The organism is Halorubrum ejinorense (assembly GCF_039522565.1).
Classification (GTDB): domain Archaea; phylum Halobacteriota; class Halobacteria; order Halobacteriales; family Haloferacaceae; genus Halorubrum; species Halorubrum ejinorense.
Window position 1 is genome coordinate 26,118 of the sequence record NZ_BAAADQ010000015.1, and the last position, 24,302, is coordinate 50,419.

Sequence of the window (24,302 nt, forward strand, 5' to 3'; positions counted from 1 at the left end):
TGTGGTGGCGTCTCGTCCGGCCCGCTCAGGGCACCTGCGTCACGCGGTCGACGTTGCCGAGGGCCGCGAGGTCGTCCGCGAGCGCCTCTTGATCGACGTCCGCCTCGTAATAGAACACGAGGTCGAAGGCGCCGTCGCGGAGCAGCTGCTGGCACTCCCAGACGAACGACTCGTCGTCGAGGGTCAGCCCTTGGAACTGGTTCGACGCGAACTCCGTGTCGTCGTTGCCCGCTTCGATGTACGTCTCGCCCTTCTCCGCGTGGTCGGCGATGACCTCGTTGGCGGCGACCGTCAGCTCGTGCATCTCGAGGTCCTGTTGGCCGTCGAGGTCCGTGTGGACGATACAGCCCGCCAGCTCGATGTCGCCGGGCTCAAGCAGGGCTTTGGTGCGGGCGTACAGGTCCGCGTCGACGGTCTCGCTCATACCCGATCTTTCCCGCTCCCGTAATAAACGGGTGACGGTTCCCGCGGCGGGCCGGAACGAGGTCCCGCAAACACGGAGCGCGAATTCACGGTCCACTTCGTCCGATTCGGTGACCGCCTGCTTCACCGGCGCAGTACGAGCGGGAGAGACCGACTCCTACTCTCTGCGGCGTCGTGGACCACCGAGACGAAACGCTCCGTGTCCAGTGCACTCATGGCGACCCACACTGTAGTCCGTTCGTATGCCTGACAGCGTTCTCGTCGCGTTCGACGGATCTCCTCCCTCCGAGCGTGCCCTCACATACGCTGTCGAGAACTTCCTGAACGCGACCATCGTCGCGACGTACGTCATCAACCCGATTGACTCGATAGCGGACGTCGAGTCCGGCGGTCTCCCCGTCGCCGAAGGGTGGTACGACGACGCCCAAGAGCGAGCAACTGCCATCCAGACGACTGCCAGAACTCTCGCAGCAGATCACGATATCGAACTCGAGACTGTCACCGGAGTCGGGAAACCGGCACGAGAGATCGTCAGATACGCTGAGGAACACGACATCGATCAGATCGTCATGGGAAGCCACGGCCGATCAGGCGTCGGCCGTGCGATCCTCGGGAGCGTCGCCGAGGCCGTTACCCGCCGAGCACGGATTCCGGTGACGATCGTCCGATGACCCGTTTCGACCGGCGAAGCGGTATCAACACAACAGGTGCGCTGTCGATGAAAATACCGGTCCATAGACGACCAGACAACGACTTGTCGCCGTACAGCCCTCGTGAGACACGCGCTACCCGTCGGGAGGGAACGCGTGACAGTAACTGAACCGGCCCCGCCGTCGACGTGTACGATCCGGATCGAGCGTCGAGGCGGTCGGGGTGAAGCCGGCGCACGGGCCCTCGAACGACGGCTCCGGACCGCTCCCGGCGTCCGCGACGTCGAGGTTTCGTTTCGGACGGGAAGCGTCCGGATCACCTACGACGAGAGCGCCACCTCGGAGAAAACGCTCAGACAAGCGGTCCGTGATCGTAACGTCGCGGTCCGAGCGGACGCCGAGCCAGCAACCGACGACGGGAGCTCCCGATCGGAACTCAGGCGGGAGGCAGTGTTCGTCAGCCTGACTCTCGTCGGCATGGTGACCGGCCTAGCGACGGAGTGGCTCAACGGACCGACACCGCTGTTGTGGGCCGGCTACGGCGTCGCATACGTCTTCGGCGGCTGGTACGGACTCAGGGGCGCAATCGAGACGCTCCGCCACCGCGCCGTCGACATCGACCTGTTGATGATCATCGCCGCGCTCGGTGCGCTCTCGATAGGAGCGCCGTTCGAGGGCGCGATGCTCCTCTTCCTGTTCTCGCTGTCGAACACGCTACAGCATTACGCGATCGGGCGCTCGCGGCGGGCGATCAAGTCCCTCGTCGAGATGCGACCGGACGAGGCGCAGGTACTACGCGATGGGCAGGAAGTCACCGTCCCCATCGATGAGGTCACGGTCGGCGACGTGTTCGTCGTCCGCCCCGGCGACCGAATCCCGCTCGACGGTACCGTCACGTCCGGCGAGGGGACAGTCGATCAGGCTTCGCTCACCGGCGAGTCGGTGCCCGTACCGAAGGTACGTGGCGACGAGGTGTTCGGCGGGACGATCAACGAAAGCGGGAGCCTCGAAATCGAAGTCACGCGGCAGGCCCACGAGTCGGCGATCACGCGTCTCATCGACATGGTCGAACGCGCCCAAAGCGAGAAGGCCCCGACCCAGCGCCTCATCGACCGCCTCGAACAACCGTACGTCCTCGGCGTGTTCGCGCTCACGATCGCGGCGATCGCGATTCCGCTCGCGCTCGGCGGCGAGTTCACCGGCACGTTCTACCGTGCGATGACGCTGATGGTCGCCGCCTCGCCGTGTGCGGTCATCATTTCGACGCCGGCGGCGGTCCTTTCGGCGATCGCCTCCGGCGGCAGACAGGGTGTCCTCTTCAAGGGCGGCGAACACGTCGAGGCGGCCGCGAACATCGACGCCGTCGCGTTCGACAAGACGGGGACGCTCACGCGGGGCGACACGCAGTTGACCGACGTGTTCGTCCGTGAAGGCGCGGCCGGCGGGGTCTCGACCGACGACGACCTGCTCTCGCTCGCGGCCGCGGTACAAGCCCGGTCGGAGCACCATCTCGCTCACGCGACCGTGACGGCGGCGGAAGCGCAGTCCCTGGAGGTGCCGAGCGCACAGCGGTTCCAGTCGGTCGCCGGAAAGGGGGTTCGAGCCGACGTCGGAGACGGAACCGTCCACATCGGGAATCGCAGTTACTTCGAGACCGTGCTCGGAGACGCGTCGATCGACGGTATCGAACCGGGTCTCGACCGACTCCGAACACTGGAGGCGGAGGGAAAAACGAGCGTCCTCGTCGCCCGGGCGCGCGGCGGCGACACCACGGTGTTGGGCTGGCTCGCGTTCACTGACACGGTTCGACCGGGCGCCGCCGAGATGATCGACGACCTCCGCTCGCTCGGGGTCGAGCACATCGTCATGTTGACCGGTGACAACGAGCGCGTCGCACGGCAGATCGCCGACGAGGTCGGCATCGACGAAGTACAGGCCGAACTGCTGCCGGAAGAGAAGGTAGCGACCATCGAAGCGCTGGTCAGGAGACACGAGCACGTGGCGATGGTCGGCGACGGCGTCAACGACGCGCCGGCGCTGGCCACGGCGACGCTCGGCGTTGCGATGGGTGGAGCAGGGACGGACGTCGCGCTCGAAACCGCCGACGTGGTGCTGATGGGCGACGACCTCAGCAAGATCTCGTACGTCCTCGGATTAGGGCGGAAGGCTCGTCGGACGCTCACGGTCAACCTCGCCGTCGCGTTCGGCGCTATCGCGCTCATGGTCGGCGCGATCCTCCTCAGGGGAATTCCGCTCCCGCTCGCAGTCGTCGGCCACGAGGGATCGACGGTCCTCGTCTCGCTGAACGGGCTTCGGTTGCTCGGGTACCGGAAGTGAGCTACCGGAGTCGGGCGGTCGTCTGATCGTCCCGGCTCTCGACTCGGACGAGGCCGTCCGCAGAAAGGTCCGAGAGGAGCCCCCGAAGCCACTCACGGCCGTGTTCGCCGTCGGGGGCGTAGTCCACCCGGATTCGATGGCCGAGCGCGTCGAGGGCCATCTCCTCGTGCTCGCCGAGCAGTCGGACGATCCGCCCGCGGAACTGGCGGCGACTCCCCTCGAAGCTCGGCTGCTCCGGCACGTCGGGCGCGGTGAAGTCGCCCGTCTGGTAGGCGTGACACCACTCGCGCCACGGGCACCCCGCCTCGTCGCACTTCGGGGACTTCCCGCAGGCGACGCCGCCGAGTTCCATGATCGCGTTGTTCCAGACCCGGGACTCGCCGTCCGGCATGAGCGCCGAGGCGACCCGGGCGAACGCGTCGTCGTCGTCCGGCACGTCGAACGCGCGGTGGAGGACGCGTTTCACGTTGGTGTCGACGACGGCGTCCCCGTCGTTGAACGCGAACGACGCCACCGCGTTGGCGGTGTACGGCCCCACCCCCATCAGTTCCTGTAGTTCGTCGGGCGTCCGGGGGAACGCGCCGCCGTACTCGGACTCGACCTGTCCGGCCGCCTCGTGGAGGTACTTCGCGCGGTTGTTGTACCCCAGCGAGTGGTCCGACCAGAAGGCGACCACGTCGGCCCGGTCGGCCCCCGCGAGCGCCGCGGTCGTCGGCCACTCGTCGACGAAGTCCTCCCAGGCGGACACCACCCGGTCGAGCTGCGTCTGCTGGCTCATCACCTCGCTGACGAGGATCTCGTAGGGGTCGTCGGTGCGACGCCACGGGAACGCCCGGTGGTCGGCCTCGTACCACGCCACGAGCGCCTCGCGGACCGCGTCGACGTCGTCCGGGAGCTCCGGTTCGTCGGGGGGCGACCCGCCGCCGGCGTCGCCCTCGCTGGGGGCGCCGTCGGCGTCGGCATCCGAGGAGGACCCGTCCGGCTCGGTCATGTTCGTCGGTCGGGCCGGCGACGGTTTATCGGTGCTGTTCCTCGTCGGTGCGGACCGGCGCCATGGTCCGCGGGTCGCGGTCGGGGCCGGGGTACTCGCCGCCGACCGCGTCCGGGTAGAGCTTTGCGGGGTCGAACACCGCGGCGAACGCGCGCGGCTCCCGAACGCTCACGGGCAGACGCTCGCGCAGCCCGGCGGCGGCCCCCGGCCCGGTCAGCGAGGGGTCGAGGCTCACGATCTGCATCGCGCCGCCCCGGTACGCGGACGCCAGCGCGGGATGGTCGCCCGGCGGCTGTGCGACCGGCTCCCGCCACGCCTCGGCCGCGTCGCGCCAGTCGGCCGCCAGTTCCGGGTCCGAGAGCGCCGCGATCACCGCCTCCGCGTCGTCGAGGAGCCGGTCGCTCGCGAGCAGCGTCGTCCACGCGTGCGAGCGCAGCGCGTCGAGCCCCTCGCGGGCGGCCCCGCCGACGAGGAGGTCGGCCGCGAGGGCGTCGGCGTCGGCGACCACGCGAGCCGGACTGGGGTCTGGGGGGTCGGCGGCGAGGTCGCCGGTCGGCTCGTCGTCCTCGGTCGGGTCGTCGTCATCGGTCGGTTCGTCGTCCTCGGTCGGCGCCGACCGCACCTCGTCGAGCGCGCGTCGCACGGCCGCCTCGTCGGGATCGCCGGCGCTCGCGGCCGCGCGGTCGAACAGGTCGCCGAAGGTCATGCTCGTCGGTCGTCGCCGCGGGCGTATCGTCCTTGCGGCCCGAACCACCGCGATGACGCCCGTTTTTACCGCTCCGGCCACAGGTGCTGGTATGAGCTCTCGTGACGAATCCCTGCTGGAACGGCTCAAGCGACCGGAGTACACCGGCGAGAACCGATGCGTGCCGTGTACCGTGCTCAACGTCGCCATCGCCGGGGTGTTGACGCTCGTCGCCGCCGTCCTCGGACCGATCTCGGCGCTCGCGGTGTTCACCGCCTCGATGGTGAGCATCTACTACCGCGGGTACCTGATTCCCGGAACGCCGGAGTTCACGCAGCGGTACCTCCCGGAGCCGGTGCTCGCGGCGTTCGGCAAGACGCCGGACGGCCCCCGCGACGGCTGGGAAGGCGGCGAGCCGACGGTCGTCACCGAGGAGACCGCGGTCGGCGACGACGAGGCCCCCGGTTCGACCGGCGAGTCGGAGCGTTCCGCCGCGGGCGACGATGAGGGCGCAGACGCCGGAACCGACGACGACGAGTACGAGTTCCAGACCGTCGAGCGGATCGAGAACCGCCGTGAGAACGCGGTGGACCCGGTCTCGTTCCTCCTCGACGTCGGCGTCGTCGAGGAGACGGACGGGCCGGAGCAGCTGGCGTTCGAGCCCGCGTTCGCGGACCGCGTCGCCGAGACGGTCGCAGACATCGACCGCGACGCGGTCGACCGCGAGACGCTGGCGGCCATGTTCGGCGTCGAGCCCGACGAAGTGACCTTCGAGGGGCGCTCGTACCCCGCGATCACGGTCCGGCGGCGCATCCGGAAGTGGCCCGGCGACGCCGCGTTCCTCTCCGACGTCGCCTCTCACCTCGCGCTCGCGGACCGCACCGACCGGTGGCTCGACGTGCCGTCCGCACAGCGGCTCTCCATCCTCCAGTCGCTCCGGTCGTTCCACGAGACCTGTCCGGCCTGTGGCGGCGAACTGGTGTCGACGGCCGACACCGTCGAGTCCTGCTGTCTGGCTCACGAGGTCGTCGCGATCCGGTGTGACGACTGCGGCGAACACGTCCTCGAACTGGACCCGAAGGAAGTGAGCCGCGACGCCGAATCGACCGGTATCACGCCCTGAGTCCTGGTTCTTTCTGTTCTCGTCGAGCTCGCGGGACCTATCCGATGTCGACCCGCGGATCGAGGTACCCGTACGCGAGGTCCTGGACGACGTTCCCGATCACGCCGACCCAGATGATGACCACGGTACCGCCGAGCAAGACGGGGAGGTCGCGGTTCTCGACCGCGTCCAGAAGCAGCAGGCCGAACCCCTCGATCCCGAACAGCACCTCGATCACGAACGTCGCGAGCACCAAGAGCCCGAGCGCCTCGGTGAACAGCATCGAGAAGAACGGGATCGCCGCGTTCCGGAGGACGTGAGCGGCCACGCGGCGGTCCGAGGCGCCCTTGGCCCGGACGAGCGAGACGAAGTCGGCGCTCGCGTACTCACGCGAGTGCGCCCGCGAGTAGCTGACGTACCCGCCGAGCAGCGTCGCGGCGGCGAACGCGATCGGGAGCAGGTGGTCGTACAGCAGCGGCGACGCGGCGGTCGAGTCGCCGAGCGTCCGCGAGTAGAGCAGTCCGCCGATCCAGAAGTTCGGGAGCGCGAACAGCAGGTACGCCGCGCCGATTCCGCCCGACGCGAGCCGCCCGTCGGGGTTCAACGCCGCGTACGTCCCGACCCCGACGCCGACGGCGACGGCGATCACGAGGGCCGGGAGGACGTACGTCGCGGTCCGGACGACCGCGTCGGTGACCAGCGGGAAGACGGCGTCACCGCCCAGCGACGTTCCCCACTCGAGCGTGACCATCCTGCCCAGATAGTCGGCGTACACCTCCGTGAGCGGGCGGTCCAACCCGCGAGCGGCGAAGTACTCCGCGCGGATCTCCGCGAGCACTTCGGGGTCGTTCTCCCCGGCGAACCGGGCGGCCCCGATCTGCCCTTGGAGCACCCAGTCCTGCGTGAGGGTGAACAGTCCGAACACCGCCGTGAGGACGACCCACGCGGTGGCGACCCCCATGAGCGCGCGCTTCGCGAGGATCCGGAGCGGGTTCATCCCCGCTGACCTCGTCGTCGACGGGAGGTCGGCTGGTTCGGCGCGGGGCGGCTCGTTTCGACGACCGAAATCGACCGTTTCGGAGGGCATCGGAGCGGCATGGGGCGGACCGACACGGGGAAACAACCCGTCCGAATCCACATCAAGCCACCGGACGGGTTCGAGCCATCGGACGCGTCTCCCCGGAGGCGACCGTTCTCGGGACCCTCGGGGGTCGACGCCGGCCGCCGCGGCGGGTGGTTTTAACTTGTCGTCGGCGAATGAGAACGTAGTTCCCCCGCTCTATGCGATCGGACGATTCCCCTCCCCGATTCGAAGACGTCGACTGGGACAACGTCGAACGGTCTCGCACGGTCGCGACAACCGAGCGAGCGACGCTGCTCCTCGGCGCCGCCCTCGTCGGCGGACTGTACGCGTACAACCGAACGTCGGCCGACCCGTTCCTCGTCGGCCGCTGGCAGCCGGCCGCGATCGACTGGCTGTTCGCGGCCGCCTCGGTCCTGATCGCCGCGTACGGCCTCGTCCCGCTCGCGCGACGCGTCGACTCCCCGGACTCGTGGCTCTCGCTCCTCCGGTCGCGCCCGGCCCCGACGGCGGCCGCGGCGTTCCTGCTCGCGCTGCTCGCGGTCGGGATAGTCGGACCGCTCGCCGGCGCCTCTTCCATCCGGTTTCAACACGCCTTCCATCCGCCGGTCGGGTTCGCGAGCACGGTCCCGCCACAGGAGTGTCTGGGCACCGTGACCGGCGGCCCCTTCGACAGCGTCTGTCACGGATCGTGGGAGTACCCCCTCGGTACGAACGAACGGGGACACCCGCTCGGGTTCCTCCTCGTCGAGGGCGCTCGCGTGGCGGCGTACCTCCTCGTGATCGCCGCCGCGTTCGTCGTCCCGCTCGCGGCGGCGGTCGGCGTCGTCGCCGGGTTCCGCGGCGGGCGCGTCGACGACCTGCTGTCGGCGTACGTCGACGTCCAGTTGAGTCTCCCCGCGGTGTTGCTGTACTTCGTCGGCTACACGTACTACGGGCCGTCGCTCCTGTTGTTACTCGCCACCTTCGGCCTCCTGAGCTGGGGCGGGATCGCGCGACTGGTCCGCAGCGAGGTGATCCAGCGCCGCGAGGACGGCTACGTGTTGGTCGCGCGGAGCCTCGGCGCCTCCGAGTGGGACGTGGCACGCCGCCACGTTCTCCCGAACAGCACGAACACGCTCGTTCCGGCCGCCTTCCAGCTACTGGCGCTTTTCGTCCTGATCGAGGCGGGGATCGCCTTCCTCGGATTCCACGAACTCGGCACCTACTCGTGGGGGTCGACGATAAGCGAGGCGACAAACGCCGCGGTCGCCGGCCAGCTACAGAGCCGCGCCGACGTGCCCGCCGCCGACGTCTGGTGGGTCTCGACGCTGCCGGCGCTGGCGCTGACCGCGACCCTGTTCTCGCTCAAGACGCTGGGAGACGGGATCCGCGACGCGCTCGACCCGCGGGGTGACCGCTGATGGCCCGGCACCCAGAGCCGGACGAAGGGCGGGCGAACGCCGCTTCCGACGAGCCCACCGAAGAGGACCCGCTCCTCTCGGTGCGGGACCTCCGGACGCGGATCGACACCGACGACGGTCCGCTGTTCGCGGTCGACGGCGTGAGCTTCGACGTCGACAGCGGCGAGACCGTCTGTCTCGTCGGCGAGTCCGGCAGCGGCAAGAGCGTCACCTGCGAGTCGCTCACCGGCATCGTTCCCCAACCGCCGGCGGAAATCGTCGGCGGATCGGTTGCCTTCGACGGCCGCGACCTCTCTTCGGTTCCCGACAGCGAACTTCGCGCGGTTCGGGGACGGCGGATCGGACACGTGTTCCAGAACCCGTCGCGCGCCCTCGATCCGGTGTACACCGTCGGCGAGCAGGTCGCCGAGCCGATAGCAATCCACGAGGACGTCTCGCGGGCCGACGCCCGCGAGCGCGCCGTCGACCTCCTCCGCCGCGTGGGGATCCCGCGGGCCGACCGCCGGGCCGACGACTACCCCCACGAGTTCTCCGGCGGGATGCAACAGCGCGTCGCCATCGCGACCGCGCTGGCGGCCGATCCGGACCTCGTCATCGCCGACGAGCCGACGACGGCCGTCGACGTGACGGTCCAGGCGCGGCTGCTCGACCTATTCCGCGAACTCGGCGACGGCGGAACCGGGTTACTGCTCGTCACCCACGACCTCAGAGTGGTCGCCGCCGCGGCCGACCGCGTGGTCGTGATGTACGGCGGGACGGTCGTCGAGCGCGGCCCGGTCGAGTCGGTGTTCGCCGACCCCGCGCACCCGTACACGCAGGCGCTGTTCGACAGTCACGGGACGGACCGCCGCGTCGGGGGTCCCGCGAGGGCTCGGAGCGCGGACGATCACGTCGTCCGCGGAAACAGTCCGACGGACAACGGCCGCGGAAACGCTCCGGCCGACGAGTCCGTCGCCCGTGGAAACGCTCCGGCCGACGAGCCCGTCGCCCGTGGAAACACTCCGGCCGACGAATCCGTCGCCCGCGGAAACGCTCCCGCCGACGAGTCCGTCGCCCGCGGCGACGTTCCGACTGACGGCTGTCGCTTCCGGAAGGAGTGTCCGTACGCCGTCGAGGCGTGTGCCGGCGGCGAACAGCCCTCGTTCAGGGCGGTGGCCGCCGAGGCCGACCGTCACGTCGCCTCCTGCGTCCACTACGCGCCAGACGGCGACGCGAGCGAGATCCGAGCACACGCCGCGTCGCTCGCGGCGAGCGACCGCCGGGACCGGAACGGACGGGGGAGAGACGCCGACCGCGACACCGCAGAGCGAGGTGACCGCCGATGAGCCGCCAGTCGGACCCGCTCTGTGTCGTGCGCGACCTCGAGAAGCACTACCCGATCACCCGGGGCTGGCTCCGTCGCGAGGTCGGCCGCGTCCGCGCCGTCGACGGCGTGAGCTTCGCGCTCGAACGGGGAGAGGCCCTCGGGCTGGTCGGCGAGTCCGGTAGCGGGAAGACGACGGTCGCACACACGCTGCTGGGACTGGAGACGCCGACGGGCGGCACCGTCGAGTTCGACGGAGACCTGGTCTCGGAGCTGTCCGGCGACGCCGAACGCTCGTTCCGGCGGCGCACGCAGCTCGTCGTTCAGGACCCGGACGACGCGCTCGACCCGCGGATGCGCGTCGGCGAGAGCGTCGCGGAGCCGCTCCGGGTCCACGGGATCAACCGGGTCCGCCGCGAGGCGATCGTCGCCGACGTGCTGGAGCGAGTGGGACTCGGCGAGGACGACGCCGACCGCTACCCGCACGAGTTCTCGGGCGGGGAGAAGCAGCGCATCTCGATCGCCCGCGCGCTGGTGACTAACCCCGACCTGATCGTCGCCGACGAGCCGACGAGCGCGCTCGACGCGCGGGTGCGGTCGGACATCCTCGCCCTCCTCGACCGGATCCGGCGCGAGTTCGACGTTGCGATCCTGTTCGTCAGTCACGACCTCGGCGTCGTCGAGCGGTTCTGTGACCGGGTCGCGGTGATGTACCTCGGAGAACTCGTCGAGCGGGGGAGGGCACGCGACGTGCTCTCTGACCCGGACCATCCGTACACGCGGGTGCTCCGGTCGTCGATCCCCTCGCTCGACCCGACCGACCGGCGGCTCGGACGGCCGCTGACCGACACCGTTCCGGAGCCGAGCGACCCGCCCTCCGGCTGTCGCTTCCACCCTCGGTGTCCGGCCGTGATCCCGGCGGTCGACCTCGACCTCTCTCACGAGACGTGGCGCGATGTCGCCGCGTTCCGCTTCGCGGTCCGCGCGGACGAACTGCCGCCCGAGGCCGTGGGTGACGGGCCGGGGACGACGGACGCCGACGCGGTGGCCCCGACCGACGTTCGACGGGCCGTAGGCCTCGAGGGCGAACTGGCGGACCCCGACGCCGAGCGGGCGGTCGTGGAGGCTGCCGCGTCGCTCGCGGCCGGCGACGCCGAGGCCGCCGCGGCGACGCTCGACGAGGCGTTCCCGACGCGCTGTGAGCGGGAGTCGCCGACCGCGGTCGAACGCGAGACGGGCGGCACCGTCGCGTGCCTGCGACACGATCCGACGACGGAAGCGCCGCCGGTCGCGGACGGCGGGACGGACCGCGAGAGATAGTCGCCGCGAAGCAGGCCCGACCGCGCGTCAGCGAACGATCCGGACGGTCGTCTCCGCAGAGAGCCCCTTCGCCTCGGCGTCGCCGGTGTTGATCGCGGCGCCGATGGTGTACTCGCCGGGCGTGGCGGGCTCCCACTCCGCGTCGGCCACGCGGAACATCTGGTCCCAGCGCTTGCGGAACTCCTTGCGCTCCCCGCGGTCGAACCTGAACTCTCCGGGCTCGTCCGGCGGGTCCCGCAGCGGGACGCTCGACGCCTCGACGTCGCCGTCGACGGACCACTCCCACAACAGCGGGGACTCCGTCGCCAGCGAAACCGGGATCGGGAGGCGGTTGCGCATCGTCACGGTGAACGGGATCAGGTCTCCGGCTTCGTACTCCTCGCTCGGCGTCGACACCTCGACCGAAATGAAGCGGTGCCGGAGACTCGCGGGCAGGAAGAGGTCACTCAGCGACCCCGAGGGAACCGATCGCAGCGACTGGAGCGCCGTCTCCCGATCCCGTTCGGTCGGGGCGTGCGACTCGTCGTCATCGCGATGGAGCGCGTCCGATTCGTAGATGCGACGCATTACCCTCCGTACGCGAGGGCGCCGATAAAGTGTTATGCCCGGGGAGAGCCGTCACCGAAGTCGGATCGGCCGGGCGGGCGCCGCCCGGCGAGTGACACCGCCGATCAGTCGTCCGCCCGGCCGCGGTCGGCCTCGCCGTCGGCCGGCGGGGCGTCGGCGTGGAACGCGTTCGCCTCCTCGTCGAAGCCCTCGTCGAAGCGGAGGCACGCGATCTCGTGCCCGTCTCCGACGGTGTAACCCGTCGGGTGATGTTGGGAACACGGCGAGGTGAACGCCTCTTCGAGCGCGCTCCCGGCCGCGTCGATCCGGCCCTCCTGGAGCGTGCCGATCGCCTCGGTGACGACGGACTCCGCCGCCGGGTCCGACAGCTCCTCCGGCAGGTCGAACTCCTTGCGGACCATGCGGTCGAAGACGTCTATCGACGCCTCGGCGGGATCCGATCGGTCCCCGTCGATCTCCGAGTCGAGCTCCGCGGTGACCGACTCCACCGAGTCCGCCTGCCGCGTGCGGAGCTTCATGTCCATCACCGAGCGCCAGACCTCCTGTGAGAGGTCGTACTCCTCGTCGGGGATGACCTGCGGACACCGCGTGTGGAACCGACAGCCGGACGGCGGATTAATCGGCGAGGGAACCGTCCCCGAGAGGAAGATCTGCTCGCTGTCCCACAGGGGGTCCGGCTCCGGAATCGCCGAGAGCAGTGCCTCCGAGTAGGGGTGATACGGCGGCTCGAACACGTCCCCAGTCGCGCCGACCTCGGCGACCTCGCCGAGGTACATCACCGCGATGCGGTCGGAGATGTGTTCGACGACGCTGAGGTCGTGTGCGATGAACACGTACGAGAGCCCGAACTCGTCTTGGAGGTCCTCCAAGAGGTTGAGGATCTGCGCTTGGACGCTCACGTCGAGCGCCGACACGGGCTCGTCGCAGACGATCACTTCCGGATCGACCGCGAGCGCACGGGCGATGCCGATCCGCTGGCGCTGACCGCCGGAGAACTCGTGCGGGTAGCGGTTCGCGTGGCTGGGGTTCAGCCCGACGGTCTCTAACAGCTCGTAGATCTGCTCGGTCCGCTCTTTGCCCTCCGCGATGCCGTGGATGTCCAGGGGCTCGCCGATGATGTCACCGACGGTCAGCCGCGGGTTCAGGCTGGAGAACGGGTCCTGAAAGATGTACTGGATGTCAGTGCGCAGCGACCGCAGATCCGAGCTCGACAGCTCCGTCAGGTCCTGTCCCTTGTAGTAGACGGACCCGCCGGTGGGCTCGATCAGTCGGAGCATGCTCCGACCGAGCGTCGTCTTCCCGCAGCCGGACTCCCCGACGACGCCGAGCGTCTCGCCCTCGTGGAGCGTCAGGTCGACGCCGTCGACGGCCTTCACCGGCTGCGAGCGGCCGAGCAGGGTGTCGACGAATCCGCTGCTTGACTCGTAGTACTTCTCTAACCCCTCGACGCGGAGGATGGGCTCGGACTCACTCACCGGCCCCACCCCCGGTGTACCGCTCGACGGTGTCGTTCGTCGGCCCGTCGACGTCGACGGAGTAGGTGAGCCCCTGCGAGAGCCCCTCCGTGTACTCCAGACACGCCGCGGCGTGCTCGGTGTCGAGCGTGGCCTCGGTACCGGTCTCGACGTCCGTCAGCGCCGGTTCGCTACGGGTACACGCCTCCTCCGCGAACGGACACCGCGGGTGGAAGCTACACCCCGAGGGGAGTTCGACGAGGTCCGGCATCGTGCCGGGAATCGTCTGGAGACGGTCCCGCTCGTCGCCCACACGCGGGATCGAACTCATCAGTCCGACCGTGTACGGGTGTTTCGGGTCGTAGTAGAGCTCCTCGGCCGAGGCCTTCTCGACCGCCTTGCCGGCGTACATCACCATCACGCGGTCACAGACCTCGGCGATGACGCCGAGGTCGTGCGTGATGAGCTGGACGGCCGTGTCGAACTCGTCGGCGAGCTCGCGCAGTTCGTCGAGGATCTGGGCCTCGATCGTGACGTCGAGCGCGGTCGTCGGCTCGTCGGCGACGATCAGGTCCGGGTCACACGACAGCGCCATCGCGATGATCGCCCGCTGTTGCATCCCGCCGGAGAACTCGTGCGGATAGTCCGAAAAGCGCGTCTCCGCCTCCGGGATCCCGACGCGGTCGAGCAGCTGGATCGTCCGCTCGCGCGCCTCCTCGGAGGAGTAGTCCAGATGGTGTTCGATCGCTTCGGATATCTGCCCTCCCACGGTGTACACCGGGTTGAGGGCGGTCTGTGCGTCCTGGAAGATCATCGCGATCTCGTTGCCCCGGATCGAGCGGATCTCCGATTCGGACATCTCGAGGAGGTCCTCGCCTTTGAAGAGGATCTCCCCGCTCTCGATCTGACCGGGGCTCTCGATGAGCCGGAGCACAGAGAGCGCGGTGACGCTCTTTCCGGCTCCGCTCTCGCCGACGACTCCGAATTTCTCGCCGCTCTCGATACGGTACGAGAGGTTGTCGACGGCGGTGACGACGCCTTCCTGCGTGTAGAATCTAACCGTCAGATCGTTGATTTCGAGAAGTGCCATTACTCTTCACCTCCGCGACCGACGCCGGTCTGCTGGGCGTCGAGCGCGTCGTTGATCCCGTCGCCGATCATGTTCATCGCCATCACGAAGATGAAGATGGCGGCGCCGGGGTACACCGTCGCCCACCAGGGGATCCGTCCGCCGGGACCCTGGATGAGCGTCTCGCGAGTCGCGTCGAGCATCGTTCCCCACTCGGCCGTGCTCGGCGCCAGACCGAGCCCGAGGAACCCGAGCGCCGCGACGCCGATCACGACGCTACCGATGTTGAGCGAGGCCAACACGACGAGCGGCGGCATCGCGTTCGGCGCGATGTGTCTGAACACGACCGATCGGTCGCGCGCGCCGAGCGCCTTCGCCGCCAACACGTACTCGTTCTCCTTGATCTGTAGCACCTCACCGCGGACGAGCCGGCCGTAGCCGGCCCAGCCGAACAGGCTGAACGCCAGCACGAGCTGCCAGTAGCCGCCGCCGAGGATGGCGACGATGATGAGCGCCAACACGAGACCGGGGAACGCGTAGATCGTGTCGACGATCCGCATCATCAGTTCGTCGACGTTACCCCCGTAGTAGCCGGAGACGGCGCCGTAGATGAGGCCGAACGAGGCCGTCAGTCCGACCACGATGAACCCGATCGAAATGCTGTACCGGCCGCCGACGAGCATGCGGGAGAACAGGTCCCGGCCCGAGCCGTCGATCCCCATCGGGTAGTCCCACGACGGCGGGCCGTAGACGTCCACGCTCGGGTCCTGGAGATAGAGGATCGTCGTCGGGTCGTACGGCGCCAGCGAGAACGGCTGGACGACGACCCCGGCGACTTCGATGGGACGCGCGAAGAACGCGGCGAGCGCCATCAGGACGACGATCACCAGCGCCCCCATCGCCGATCGGTTCCGGGTGAACCGACGGAGACCGCGCCGCCACCGCCCGACGGTCTCGCCGCCCGTGTCGTCGGTCCAGTTGGAGAGCGGTTCGCGTTCCGTGACGCGCTCGGAGTCGAACCCGGAGACCCGGATGCGACCGCGATCGCTGTGATGTTGTCGTTCGTCAGTCATATCGAATCCGTGGGTCGAGCGCCGCGTACACGATGTCCGCGACGAAGTTCGCGAGGATCACGAAGAAGCCGGTGAACAACGTGATCGCCATCACCACGTTGATCTCGCGTGCGTTGATCGCGTTAATGAACTCACGGCCGAGTCCCGGCCAGTTGAAGACGACCTCGACGACGACCGAGCCCGCGACGATGGACGCGGTGAGCGTCGCCGCCAAGGTGACGACCGAGATGAGCGAGTTCCGCAGTACGTGTTTCAAGATCACGGTCCGCTCCGGTAGCCCCTTCGCGCGGGCCGCGGTCACGTACTCTTTGTTCAGCTCTTCGGTCATCGAGGTCCGCATGACGCGCATGATGCTCGCGGCAGATGCGGTCCCGATCGTGATGCCCGGCAAGATCAGGTACCAGAGCATACTCGGGTGGTACAGCGGGACGCCCGAGGGGGCCAACACCGGGAACAGTCCGAGGTACAGGGAGAATATCAGGATCAGCATCAGCCCGAGCCAGAAGTTCGGGATCGAAATCCCCGAGAGCGCGAGGAAGCGGCTGATCGTGTCGCCGATCTGGTCTTTGTTGACCGCGGCGTAGATACCGGCCGGGATCGCGATGATCAGCGCGAACGCCCAGCCGAACAGACCGAGTGCGATGGTTTCGGGAAGTCGCCGCCAGACGATGTCCGAGACTGCGCGACCGGTCCGCAGCTCCTGCCCGAAGTCGCCGACGAGGACGTTGGTGATCCAGTCGTAGTACTGGACCCAGACGGGGCCGTCGAGGCCCCAGCGCGCCCGGAGTGCCGCCTTCTCGGCGGCTGTGACGTCCGGGTTCAAGGCGACCAGCCGCGTGACCGGGTCACCGGGCGTGAGGTGGAACAGCCCGAAAGTGATCACCGAGACCCCGAACATAATCGGGATTATCGACAGTGCGCGTTTCACTATGAAACGTTGGAGGCTCATCGTCGCTGAGGTACCGTGATAGTCATCAGTTGTGAGTAGTGGTGTGTGCGTGTGGGAACGAAACCCGGTCCGGAGGGACCGTTACTGCTCGGCGGCGACTTCTTCGAGCAGCTCGACGGCGCGTTCGGGGTCGTACTCGTTGGTCGGCTTCACTTCGCTCAGGAGTTCCTCGTAGTCCGCCGTTCCCGAACCGCGGGCGAGCTGCGGGATGTCGGTGAACGCCGGGCTCCCGAAGCCGCTCAGGACGTTCTCGACGATGCGTTCCCGCGGGACCAAGTGGTTGATCGCTTGGCGGACGCGCTTGTCGTCGAACGGCTCGATGTTGACCGGGTACTGGATGTACGTGTACCCGCCGGCCTCGACGGAGTCCAGCAGGAAGTCCTCGGACTCGTCGAAGTCTGCGAGCGTCCCCGAGTTGAGACCGTAGGTCATGTCGATTTCGCCGTTCTGGAGCGCGGCGGAGCGCGTGGAGTTGTCCGAGACGATCTGGAGCTCGAACGCGTCGATGACGGGACCGTCGGGGAACTCCGAGGGACCGTCGAACCAGCTGAACGCCTCGCTGACGCCGACGTTCTCGAGCCAGTAGTTACCGAACTTGTTGACCTCGTAGTACTGCTCGTCTTCGAACTCGGTGAACTCGTACGGGCCCGTCCCGACGGGCTGGTTGCCCTCGCGGGGGTCGAGGCTGCCCTTGTCGACGTCGGATATCTGGTTCTCGTTGAGAATCAACAGACTGGGCAGGAGGCGCTCGGCCTCCGCGTCGGCGATCTGCGCGTAGATGTCGACCGTGTACTCGTCGACTTCGACGACGGCGAGGACGGAGTCGAACGTCTGCGGGGCGACCACGGAGTTCTCGGCGTACTCGTAGGTCGCGACGACGTCCGACGCCGTGAGCTCGTCGCCGTTGTGGAACTCGACGCCCTCACGCAGGTTGTACCGGTACTGCATCCCGTAGGTGCCGTCCTGCGCCGCCTCGACGGCGTCGTCGGGGAGCAGCACGCGGACCTCGTCGTCCTCGGCCGGGTTGTCCTCGGGGTGCTGGATGATGACCTGCTCTTCGGTGTCGACGGCGCCCTCCTCGGTGGTGCCGGCCGTGCTCATGTAGTCGGCGTACGCGGTCACGTCCACGTCGGTCGCGTCGAGCAGCTCGTAGCTCTCGGCGAGCCACGGGTAGACGTTCCCCTCCTCGTCGCTCGTGGTGAGGCCCTCGAAGATGAAGTTCTGCGCGATCGTCGAGGTCGTGTCGCTGCTGTGCGGCGGGTCGAACGACTCGGGGTTCGCGGAGAGGGCGCCGGCGAGCGTACCCCCTTCGACGAGGTCACCGAGCTCGCTGTCGCCGGCCGCAGTGTTCTCGCGGTCGATCCACATGACCTGCTCGTCCTGCGGGGCGTACATCGCGTAGCTGAACGTCCCCTCGGTGAACGGGAAGATGGAGTAGCCGTGGATGTCGGTGCTGGTCACCGCGCTGTTGAGCCCGAAGTGCGTGATGGAGCTGTATCGCTCCTCGGCGAGGTAGTTCCAGACCTCGTCGTAGCGCTCGCCGCGGAGCTCGGAGTCGCCGGCGACCTCCGGCCCGTACCGCGCGGCGTCGATCATCTCGTCGAGCTCGGGGTCGTCGATCCCGTTGAGGTTACAACAGGCGCCCTGGTTCTCGGAGTAGTGGAGCGCGTTACAGAAGCTCCCCGGATTGAACGTGCCGGACAGGCCGATACACGGAACGTAGCCGTTGTTCTGATACTCGGGGTCGAGGACGCGGCCGACGTACGTGTTCCACTCGAACGTCTCGATGGAGGTGTTGAAGTACTCCGTCTGGCTCATCGACTCGGCGATGAGTTCGAGGAGCTGGACGCGGTCGTCGTTGCCCGCGTTCGTCTCCAGCCGGACGTCGAGCGGGAAGAGGCCGTCGGAGCCGTCTCCGCCGTCTCCGCCGTCGCCGCCGTCGCCGCCATCTCCGCCGTCTCCGCCGTTACCGCTACACCCCGCGAGACCGGCGCTTCCTGCCGCGCCGATCGTCACGAGAACGTTCCGGCGATTGAGCTGACTGCCTGCGTCGGATGGTTCGTGCCTGCTTGGCATACTAGACATCCAACAACCAAACACTATAATAACTTACGAAACCCCCGGTCGTCAAGTCCGTATCAGATTTTCAAACGTTTGTCTGGGAAGAACGGTTCTTTTCATCCTTATAGCGTATGTCACCGGCGCACGGGCAAATGTTACCACACAAACTATCATGAATCCACACAAACGGCGTGAGCGATTCTACGCCGCGAGCCGTCGCACCGTTCGTTTTATTCATGGAGCGTGATGCTGTATCCGTGTCCGATCTCTCCCCCGTCAACCCGACCGTCGCGGTCCCCCAGATCTCCGTCGACGATCTCCACGTTCGATCGAACGTCGAGCGCCTCCGGAGGAGGGCTGCCGAGCTGCCGGCCGCGGTGGACCTCGCGGTCTTCCCCGAGTACGCGCTCACGGGCTTCGCGCCGGATGACAGAATCCGCGACGCCGCGCTATCGCGCGACGAAGCGCGGGATTACCTCGACGAGATCGCGGACGTAGCGAGCGCCGCGGTGGTCGCCGGCTACGCCGAGCGCGACGGCGACGCGGTGTACAACGCGAGCGCGTACGTTCCGCCGCCGAACCACGCACCTCACGACGGCGTTTCGACCGACGGCGTCGGCGGAGGCGCGACCGACGCGCGGACCCCCGACGCGAACGGCCCGAACACCGGTTTCTCCGTCTACCGCAAGCGACACCTGTGGGACGCGGAGGGTGAGCTGCTGACGCCCGGCAGCGACCGCGTCGTCGTCGAGGCGCCCGTCGGCTCGGCCGGACTCCTGACCTGCTACGACCTCAACTTCGTCGCGGAGAGCGCGTGGTTCGCCGACCGCGCCGTCGACGCCCTCGTCGTGGTCGGGGCGTGGCCCGCCGACCACGCCGCGAACTGGCGGCTCCTGTGCCGCGCTCGCGCGCTCGACGGCGTCAGGTGGGTCGTCGGCGCCGGCCGCACCGGGACCGCGGGCGGCGAGCGCGCGGCCGACGAGGCGACGTACGCCGGCGGATCCCTCGTCGCACGACCGGACGGCGCGGTCGCGACCGAACTCGACCGGGAGGCGACGACCCTGACCGCGACGCTCGACCGCGACACGCTGGCCGCACAGCGCGACCTCGTCGGGGTCGTCGACGAATAGCAGAAAATAATTTTGCTAATGTGAAAGAGTAGTTTTCTCAGTGGGAAGCATTAAGTAGGTCGCGCGCGTATGTACAATTGAAATGAGTACCCAGAAGCAGGCCCGTCAGCGATACGGCGACGTCCACGAGAGCGAAGCGCTCCGCGTCCCCGAGGAGAAGGCGGAACAGCTCGTCGACGCGCTCAACAGCGACCTCGCGGCGACGTACGTCCTCTACCACCAGGTCAAGAAGCACCACTGGCTCGTCGAGGGCGCCGAGTTCCTCGGCATCCACGAGTACCTCGGCGAGGTCGCCGGTGACCTCGAAGAGGGGGCGGACGTGCTCGCGGAGCGAGCGCAGGCGCTCGGCGGCGTGCCGCTCTCCGGCGGCGCGAACTACGAGGAACACGCCCCCGTGACTCCCGAGGACGCCGACGCCTACGACATCCGGACGTCGCTGGAACACGACCTCGAGATGTTCGGCGACATCACAGAGCAGCTCCGCGAGCACATCCAGCTCGCGAACAACCTCGGCGACTACAACACCGAAGAGCAGCTCCGCGACATCCTCGAAGACGTCGAGGAACACGGCCACCACCTCGAGCACTACCTCGAGGACGACACGCTCGTCACGAGCGAGACGCTCGAGTAAGCCGACCGCGACGGACCGCTTTCGGGACGCCCAGCGTCCGAGTCCGACTTCTTTCGAACCGCACCCGCACAGCGATCGCTCTCCGGCGTCCGCTTCCCCTAGCCTCAGATCAGTCGAGCGACGGTGCCCGCTCTCCGGCCGGAATCGCGATTTCCAGCCAGTTCTCCTCGGGCGGCAGCGGACAGGAGAACGTCTCGCTGTACGCGCAGAAGGGGTTGTACGCGAGGTTGAAGTCGACGGTGACCTCGTCGCCGTCGCCGAGATCTCGGTCGGGCGCCAGCTCCATGTACCGGCCCTGACGGTACGACTGCTGGCCGGTCGTCTTGTCGCGGAAGGGGACGAACAGCGCGCCGTCGTCGCCCTCCTGTCGGTACCCCGCGAGCGCGTGTTCCTCGCCGCCGATCTCGAACGCGAAGGTGACGGCCCGGAGGTACCGCACCGGGTTGCTCGCGGTCGTCTCCATCTCGACCGGGTCGGGCTCGTCGTGGACGGTGACGGTCGCGTCGACGCGGTAGTCCGGGTTCGGCGGGAAGTAGTCGAGCCCCTCGAACGCGTCGCGCTGCTCCGGCGGGATCGGCGACTGCTGGTGTTCGGCGAAGAACTCGTCCTTCTCTCGGCGGTTCGCGCGGAGCCGCTCGGCGTAGTCGTCGGTCATGGGCCACTCGACGGCCGCCGGCCGTTTCAGGCTCGCGGTTCGGCCGGCCGACCGCAGCCGACTGGCGGCGTCGGCCGGCCGCTCACAGCGCCTGGAGGTCCGCGAGGCAGTCGTCGAGGTCACGGTTCGACGTGGCCAGCGAGACGCCGTCGACGCGTGCGAGGTCGGCCGCGTGGTCCCACAGGGCGCCGTCCTCGATGCCGTGGAGCACGACCGCGTTCGGGGTCGGGCTCACGACCCGCAGCGCCACGAGCGGGGACTCGCCGCGGGTGACCCGCGTGAACACGAGCGCGCGGTTCGTCGACTGTCCGTACAGGCGGTAGAACTCCTCGCTCGACAGCCGCGTGATCGCCTGTATCGAGTCGATCACCGTGTGACCGTTGACGTGGTCGTGGTCGCCGCGCACGATCTCCGTCGCGCCCATCGCCTCGTAGAACTCCTCTAGGGGGACCGCCGTCGAGTACTCGCGGAGGTCGTGGACGATGTCGCTCTCGAACCCGGCCGAGAGCACCCGGGCGTGCTGGCGGAGGCGACCGCCGCCGCGCCGCTCGTCGATGTCGAGGAGCCCCTCGACGGTACGGCGGACGACGCCGATACCCGGGCTCTCGCGGCGACCGCTCTCGTAGTCGGAGACGACCGAGGAGGAGACGCCGAGCTGGTCGGCGAGCTCCGTCTGGGAGACGTCGAAGTCGGTCCGCCACTTCCGGAGCGTCGCGCCCGGGTCGTCGCTCAGCGTTATCTCGCCGGCGATCCGGCGGGAGAGCTCCTCTCGTGCGTCGCTCATACCCCGAATCGAGGACCGAGCGCCGCAAAAGGGTACCGTTCGTCACTTGTCGACATCGACCGGGTCATCGGACGCCGGTCGCGGCCCGTCTTCGAATCGAGCGTCACTCCAGGTACAGCGAGTAGACGATGACGGCGAAGCCGACGGCCGTGAGGAGCCCGTCGATGGCGATACCGACCGCGAGGTCGGCGCCGATGATCTGGTGGGAGACGCCGCCCAGCAGCGCGCCGACGGTGACGACGCCGAAGCCGACGCCGAGCTCTCGGAGCGACCGGTCTCCGGTCCGGTCGTACGCGCGGAGCGCGTAGTAGGTGATGCTGCCACCGAGCACCAGGATGGCGGTCTTTGCGACGATGATCGTCAGGTCGATGTACGGGTTCATGTTTCCTCTCGTAGCTCCGACCACAGGTCGGCCAGTCGCTCGTCTCGCGTCCGATCCGGTCGGGAGAACTCCACGTCGAACTCGCGGCGGTCCTCGTCGCCGTCGGCGCCGTCGTCGACCGAGACGGTGACGGCGTCGAACGACACCGAATACCGCGTCGTGTGTTGCCCGTCCCTGCGGATGTCGGTCGACTCAGAGAGCAGGGAGGCGTCGGTGAGCTTCTCCAGCTTCCGGTAGGTCGTCGACAGGGGGATGTCGCACTCCTCGGAGAGCTCGCTCGCGGTCATCGGCTCGGTGAGCGCCGCGACGATCCGACGGGCCGCGTCGTCGGCCAGCGCGTCGAGCACCTCGTCGACCGACGGCGGATCCGGGTCTCGCGACGGGTCCCGCACCATGCGTGACCGTTCGGCCCCCGGGACTTAAACCATCGAACTTCGGCCCGAGACCCGGCCGCTCCGATCGTCCGACTGTCGAGCGCCGGACTCGGTGCGTGTTAGCACTGCGAGTCCACCCGTTTTTGTGTGGCGCCGGCGTACCGGCGGTCAATGGACACGTGGAAGCGTCGCGTCGGCGGATACGTCGGGTTCGTCGCCGTCGTGCTCGTGTTCACCGCGCTCGCCTATCGGTGGGGGATGCGGGTGTACGAGAACGACCCGCGAACCCTGATCGAGTCGTTCCAGTTCGCGATCGAGATGTTCACCACGACCGGCTTCGGGGGGGACTCGGCCGACTGGCAGAGCCAACAGATGCACGCGTTCATCGCCGTTATGGACCTGGTCGGCATGATGCTGCTGATCGGCGCGCTCCCGGTCGTCGCCACGCCGCTCCTCGAGTCCGCCTTTGCGACGACCGTCCCGCGAGCGCTCGAAACGGAACTGGAGGACCACGTCGTGGTCTGTTCCGACACCACGCGCTCCGACGCGCTCCTCACCGAGTTCGCGTCGGAGTCGGTCCCGTACGTGGTGGTCGAGCCCGACCCGGACCGGGCGCTGGCGCTGTACGAGGCGGGTCACGAGGTGGTCCGCGCCGACCCGGAGACGACCGCAGGGCTCGAAAGCGCGCGGCTCGGCGCCGCCCGCGCCCTCGTGACCGACGTCTCCGACCGCGTCGACGCCAGCATCATCCTCGCGGCCAAGGAGCTCTCGCTCGACGTCAAGGCGATAAGCATCGTCGAGGACCCGGAGCGCGAGCGGTACCACCGTCTCGCCGGGGCCGACGAGGTGCTCTCGCCGCGGTCGCTGTTGGGCGAGAGCCTCGCCTCGAAGGTGACGACGGCGGTGCGGACCGACCTCGACGAGGCGGTCGCGATCGGCGACACCCACCGGATCGCGGAGGTGTCGGTCCACCACGGGAGCGGGCTCGCCGGGTCGACGCTCGCGGGCAGTCGGATCGGCGAACGGACCGGCGTCGACGTGATCGGCGCGTGGTTCAACGGGTCGTTCGAGGCGGCGCCGCCGCCGGACGCGACGCTGTCGGCCGGCACCGTCCTGCTCGTCTCGGGAACGGAGGACCAGGTGGAGCGGCTCGTCGACATGACCAACTCGGCGGCCCGTCGGTTCGGCGCGGGCGAGACGGTCGTCGTCGGCCACGGACAGGTCGGGAAGACCGTCGCGGACGCCCTCGAGGGCGCGGATCTCCCCGTGACCGTCGTCGACCGGGAGGACGACGAGGCCGTCGACGTGGTCGGTGACGCGACCGATCCGGAGACGCTGCGGGAGGCCGGCGTCGCCGACGCCCGGACCGTCGTCCTCGCCCTGCCCGACGACGCGACCGCCGAGTACGCGACGCTCGTGGTCCGCGACCAGGCGCCGAACGTCGAACTGCTCGCGCGGGTCGAAGAGCCCGAGAGCGTGCCGAAGATGCACCGAGCGGGCGCGGACTACGTCCTATCGCTCTCCCTGGTGACCGGCCGGATGTCCGCGTCGGCGGTCCTCACGGACCGGGACGTGCTCTCGCTCGATACGCACGTCGAGGTCGTCAGGAGCGAGACGCCGACGCTGGTCGGCCGGACAGTCGGGGAGGCGGCCGTCCGCGAGACCACCGGCTGTACCGTCATCGCCATCGAGCGCGGCGACGAGGTCATCACCGACGTGGGGCCGGAGACGCGGATCGAGCGGGGTGACGAACTCATCGTCGCCGGCACCGACGAGGGCGTCCGCGCGTTCGAGCGCGCGTTCGCCTGAGCTCCGTCGAGACCCGCTCGTCCCGCCGAGCCCGCCGCGACGAGTCGAACGCTTCAAGTATTCGCTGGC

At 68.6% G+C, this 24,302-nt stretch carries 23 protein-coding genes; 9 read left to right on the forward strand and 14 right to left on the reverse strand.

Going from position 1 to position 24,302, the window contains the following annotated elements:
* Positions 1-25 precede the first annotated feature (25 nt).
* Entirely contained in the window at positions 26-424 is a 399-nt protein-coding gene (locus tag ABDZ89_RS13355; RefSeq protein WP_343779916.1) for a DUF5778 family protein, read from the reverse strand.
* A 241-nt stretch (positions 425-665) separates the two neighbouring features.
* Between ABDZ89_RS13355 and ABDZ89_RS13360 the strand changes: the two genes are divergently transcribed.
* Positions 666-1,094: a universal stress protein gene (locus tag ABDZ89_RS13360; protein ID WP_343779919.1), complete on the forward strand. Its 429-nt coding sequence runs from the start codon at positions 666-668 to the stop codon at positions 1,092-1,094.
* A 135-nt stretch (positions 1,095-1,229) separates the two neighbouring features.
* On the forward strand, positions 1,230-3,410 hold the full coding sequence (locus ABDZ89_RS13365; protein WP_343779922.1) for a heavy metal translocating P-type ATPase: 2,181 nt from the start codon (positions 1,230-1,232) through the stop codon (positions 3,408-3,410).
* A gap of 1 nt (position 3,411) precedes the next feature.
* Here the strand turns inward: ABDZ89_RS13365 and ABDZ89_RS13370 are convergent, their stop codons facing one another.
* A complete protein-coding gene (locus tag ABDZ89_RS13370; RefSeq protein ID WP_343779924.1) occupies positions 3,412-4,401 on the reverse strand; it encodes an HhH-GPD family protein in 990 nt (329 codons plus the stop codon).
* A 25-nt stretch (positions 4,402-4,426) separates the two neighbouring features.
* On the reverse strand, positions 4,427-5,107 hold the full coding sequence (locus ABDZ89_RS13375; protein ID WP_343779927.1) for a DUF7384 family protein: 681 nt from the start codon (positions 5,105-5,107) through the stop codon (positions 4,427-4,429).
* 91 nt (positions 5,108-5,198) lie between these two features.
* Here ABDZ89_RS13375 and ABDZ89_RS13380 point away from each other — a divergent pair, with 91 nt between their 5' ends.
* Complete coding sequence (locus tag ABDZ89_RS13380; RefSeq protein WP_343779930.1) at positions 5,199-6,209, forward strand: DUF8054 domain-containing protein; 1,011 nt, start codon at positions 5,199-5,201, stop codon at positions 6,207-6,209.
* A gap of 37 nt (positions 6,210-6,246) precedes the next feature.
* Here the strand turns inward: ABDZ89_RS13380 and ABDZ89_RS13385 are convergent, their stop codons facing one another.
* The gene (locus tag ABDZ89_RS13385) at positions 6,247-7,275 is read right to left on the reverse strand and encodes an ABC transporter permease (RefSeq protein WP_343779932.1); all 1,029 of its coding nucleotides are present in this window, start codon (positions 7,273-7,275) and stop codon (positions 6,247-6,249) included.
* 194 nt (positions 7,276-7,469) lie between these two features.
* On the opposite strand from ABDZ89_RS13385, the gene ABDZ89_RS13390 reads away from it, so the two are divergent.
* The 3 genes from ABDZ89_RS13390 to ABDZ89_RS13400 are packed head-to-tail and all read left to right on the forward strand — an operon-like array spanning position 7,470 to position 11,295.
* A complete protein-coding gene (locus ABDZ89_RS13390) occupies positions 7,470-8,672 on the forward strand; it encodes an ABC transporter permease (RefSeq protein ID WP_343779934.1) in 1,203 nt (400 codons plus the stop codon).
* Complete coding sequence (locus ABDZ89_RS13395; protein WP_343779937.1) at positions 8,672-9,997, forward strand: ABC transporter ATP-binding protein; 1,326 nt, start codon at positions 8,672-8,674, stop codon at positions 9,995-9,997. Before ABDZ89_RS13390 ends, ABDZ89_RS13395 begins: the two co-directional genes overlap by 1 nt.
* Positions 9,994-11,295 (forward strand): oligopeptide/dipeptide ABC transporter ATP-binding protein, encoded by a 1,302-nt coding sequence (locus ABDZ89_RS13400; protein ID WP_343779940.1) that lies wholly within the window; start codon positions 9,994-9,996, stop codon positions 11,293-11,295. The genes ABDZ89_RS13395 and ABDZ89_RS13400 overlap by 4 nt, the downstream gene beginning before the upstream one ends.
* 27 nt (positions 11,296-11,322) lie before the next feature.
* Here the strand turns inward: ABDZ89_RS13400 and ABDZ89_RS13405 are convergent, their stop codons facing one another.
* From ABDZ89_RS13405 to ABDZ89_RS13430, 6 genes are all read right to left on the reverse strand, one after another.
* Positions 11,323-11,862 carry a DUF7974 family protein gene (locus ABDZ89_RS13405; RefSeq protein WP_343779943.1) on the reverse strand — a complete coding sequence of 180 codons (540 nt, stop codon included), beginning with the start codon at positions 11,860-11,862 and terminating at the stop codon, positions 11,323-11,325.
* A 104-nt stretch (positions 11,863-11,966) separates the two neighbouring features.
* Positions 11,967-13,337 (reverse strand): ABC transporter ATP-binding protein, encoded by a 1,371-nt coding sequence (locus ABDZ89_RS13410; RefSeq protein ID WP_371152498.1) that lies wholly within the window; start codon positions 13,335-13,337, stop codon positions 11,967-11,969.
* A complete protein-coding gene (locus tag ABDZ89_RS13415) occupies positions 13,330-14,406 on the reverse strand; it encodes an ABC transporter ATP-binding protein (protein ID WP_343779947.1) in 1,077 nt (358 codons plus the stop codon). The genes ABDZ89_RS13410 and ABDZ89_RS13415 overlap by 8 nt, the downstream gene beginning before the upstream one ends.
* On the reverse strand, positions 14,406-15,458 hold the full coding sequence (locus ABDZ89_RS13420) for an ABC transporter permease (protein ID WP_343779949.1): 1,053 nt from the start codon (positions 15,456-15,458) through the stop codon (positions 14,406-14,408). Before ABDZ89_RS13420 ends, ABDZ89_RS13415 begins: the two co-directional genes overlap by 1 nt.
* Entirely contained in the window at positions 15,451-16,407 is a 957-nt protein-coding gene (locus tag ABDZ89_RS13425) for an ABC transporter permease (protein ID WP_343779950.1), read from the reverse strand. The genes ABDZ89_RS13420 and ABDZ89_RS13425 overlap by 8 nt, the downstream gene beginning before the upstream one ends.
* 81 nt (positions 16,408-16,488) lie before the next feature.
* Positions 16,489-18,483 (reverse strand): ABC transporter substrate-binding protein, encoded by a 1,995-nt coding sequence (locus tag ABDZ89_RS13430; RefSeq protein WP_343779951.1) that lies wholly within the window; start codon positions 18,481-18,483, stop codon positions 16,489-16,491.
* A gap of 242 nt (positions 18,484-18,725) precedes the next feature.
* Between ABDZ89_RS13430 and ABDZ89_RS13435 the strand changes: the two genes are divergently transcribed.
* On the forward strand, positions 18,726-19,598 hold the full coding sequence (locus tag ABDZ89_RS13435; protein ID WP_343779952.1) for a carbon-nitrogen hydrolase family protein: 873 nt from the start codon (positions 18,726-18,728) through the stop codon (positions 19,596-19,598).
* Between the two features lie 82 nt (positions 19,599-19,680).
* Positions 19,681-20,229: a DNA starvation/stationary phase protection protein DpsA gene (dpsA, locus tag ABDZ89_RS13440; protein ID WP_343779953.1), complete on the forward strand. Its 549-nt coding sequence runs from the start codon at positions 19,681-19,683 to the stop codon at positions 20,227-20,229.
* A 109-nt stretch (positions 20,230-20,338) separates the two neighbouring features.
* Here dpsA and ABDZ89_RS13445 read toward each other — a convergent pair whose 3' ends face one another.
* The 4 genes from ABDZ89_RS13445 to ABDZ89_RS13460 form a co-directional block, all read right to left on the reverse strand.
* A complete protein-coding gene (locus ABDZ89_RS13445) occupies positions 20,339-20,884 on the reverse strand; it encodes a DUF1684 domain-containing protein (RefSeq protein WP_343779954.1) in 546 nt (181 codons plus the stop codon).
* Between the two features lie 82 nt (positions 20,885-20,966).
* A complete protein-coding gene (locus ABDZ89_RS13450; protein ID WP_343779956.1) occupies positions 20,967-21,668 on the reverse strand; it encodes a helix-turn-helix domain-containing protein in 702 nt (233 codons plus the stop codon).
* Positions 21,669-21,771: 103 nt separating this feature from the next.
* Positions 21,772-22,050: a DUF7521 family protein gene (locus ABDZ89_RS13455; protein WP_343779958.1), complete on the reverse strand. Its 279-nt coding sequence runs from the start codon at positions 22,048-22,050 to the stop codon at positions 21,772-21,774.
* On the reverse strand, positions 22,047-22,445 hold the full coding sequence (locus tag ABDZ89_RS13460) for an ArsR/SmtB family transcription factor (RefSeq protein ID WP_343779959.1): 399 nt from the start codon (positions 22,443-22,445) through the stop codon (positions 22,047-22,049). Before ABDZ89_RS13460 ends, ABDZ89_RS13455 begins: the two co-directional genes overlap by 4 nt.
* 150 nt (positions 22,446-22,595) lie before the next feature.
* On the opposite strand from ABDZ89_RS13460, the gene ABDZ89_RS13465 reads away from it, so the two are divergent.
* Entirely contained in the window at positions 22,596-24,233 is a 1,638-nt protein-coding gene (locus tag ABDZ89_RS13465) for a potassium channel family protein (RefSeq protein WP_343779961.1), read from the forward strand.
* Positions 24,234-24,302 lie beyond the last annotated feature (69 nt).

What these genes read in the sequence shown, in the direction of transcription:
- dpsA (WP_343779953.1), top strand. Translation starts at nt 19,681, where the DNA reads ATGAGTACCCAGAAGCAGGCCCGTCAGCGATACGGCGACGTCCACGAG.
- ABDZ89_RS13425 (WP_343779950.1), bottom strand. Translation starts at nt 16,407, where the DNA reads ATGAGCCTCCAACGTTTCATAGTGAAACGCGCACTGTCGATAATCCCG.
- ABDZ89_RS13395 (WP_343779937.1), top strand. Translation starts at nt 8,672, where the DNA reads ATGGCCCGGCACCCAGAGCCGGACGAAGGGCGGGCGAACGCCGCTTCC.
- ABDZ89_RS13380 (WP_343779930.1), top strand. Translation starts at nt 5,199, where the DNA reads ATGAGCTCTCGTGACGAATCCCTGCTGGAACGGCTCAAGCGACCGGAG.
- ABDZ89_RS13400 (WP_343779940.1), top strand. Translation starts at nt 9,994, where the DNA reads ATGAGCCGCCAGTCGGACCCGCTCTGTGTCGTGCGCGACCTCGAGAAG.
- ABDZ89_RS13415 (WP_343779947.1), bottom strand. Translation starts at nt 14,406, where the DNA reads ATGGCACTTCTCGAAATCAACGATCTGACGGTTAGATTCTACACGCAG.
- ABDZ89_RS13370 (WP_343779924.1), bottom strand. Translation starts at nt 4,401, where the DNA reads ATGACCGAGCCGGACGGGTCCTCCTCGGATGCCGACGCCGACGGCGCC.
- ABDZ89_RS13385 (WP_343779932.1), bottom strand. Translation starts at nt 7,275, where the DNA reads ATGCCCTCCGAAACGGTCGATTTCGGTCGTCGAAACGAGCCGCCCCGC.
- ABDZ89_RS13355 (WP_343779916.1), bottom strand. Translation starts at nt 424, where the DNA reads ATGAGCGAGACCGTCGACGCGGACCTGTACGCCCGCACCAAAGCCCTG.
- ABDZ89_RS13420 (WP_343779949.1), bottom strand. Translation starts at nt 15,458, where the DNA reads ATGACTGACGAACGACAACATCACAGCGATCGCGGTCGCATCCGGGTC.
- ABDZ89_RS13430 (WP_343779951.1), bottom strand. Translation starts at nt 18,483, where the DNA reads ATGCCAAGCAGGCACGAACCATCCGACGCAGGCAGTCAGCTCAATCGC.
- ABDZ89_RS13450 (WP_343779956.1), bottom strand. Translation starts at nt 21,668, where the DNA reads ATGAGCGACGCACGAGAGGAGCTCTCCCGCCGGATCGCCGGCGAGATA.
- ABDZ89_RS13375 (WP_343779927.1), bottom strand. Translation starts at nt 5,107, where the DNA reads ATGACCTTCGGCGACCTGTTCGACCGCGCGGCCGCGAGCGCCGGCGAT.
- ABDZ89_RS13390 (WP_343779934.1), top strand. Translation starts at nt 7,470, where the DNA reads ATGCGATCGGACGATTCCCCTCCCCGATTCGAAGACGTCGACTGGGAC.
- ABDZ89_RS13445 (WP_343779954.1), bottom strand. Translation starts at nt 20,884, where the DNA reads ATGACCGACGACTACGCCGAGCGGCTCCGCGCGAACCGCCGAGAGAAG.
- ABDZ89_RS13455 (WP_343779958.1), bottom strand. Translation starts at nt 22,050, where the DNA reads ATGAACCCGTACATCGACCTGACGATCATCGTCGCAAAGACCGCCATC.
- ABDZ89_RS13405 (WP_343779943.1), bottom strand. Translation starts at nt 11,862, where the DNA reads ATGCGTCGCATCTACGAATCGGACGCGCTCCATCGCGATGACGACGAG.
- ABDZ89_RS13360 (WP_343779919.1), top strand. Translation starts at nt 666, where the DNA reads ATGCCTGACAGCGTTCTCGTCGCGTTCGACGGATCTCCTCCCTCCGAG.
- ABDZ89_RS13460 (WP_343779959.1), bottom strand. Translation starts at nt 22,445, where the DNA reads ATGGTGCGGGACCCGTCGCGAGACCCGGATCCGCCGTCGGTCGACGAG.
- ABDZ89_RS13465 (WP_343779961.1), top strand. Translation starts at nt 22,596, where the DNA reads ATGGACACGTGGAAGCGTCGCGTCGGCGGATACGTCGGGTTCGTCGCC.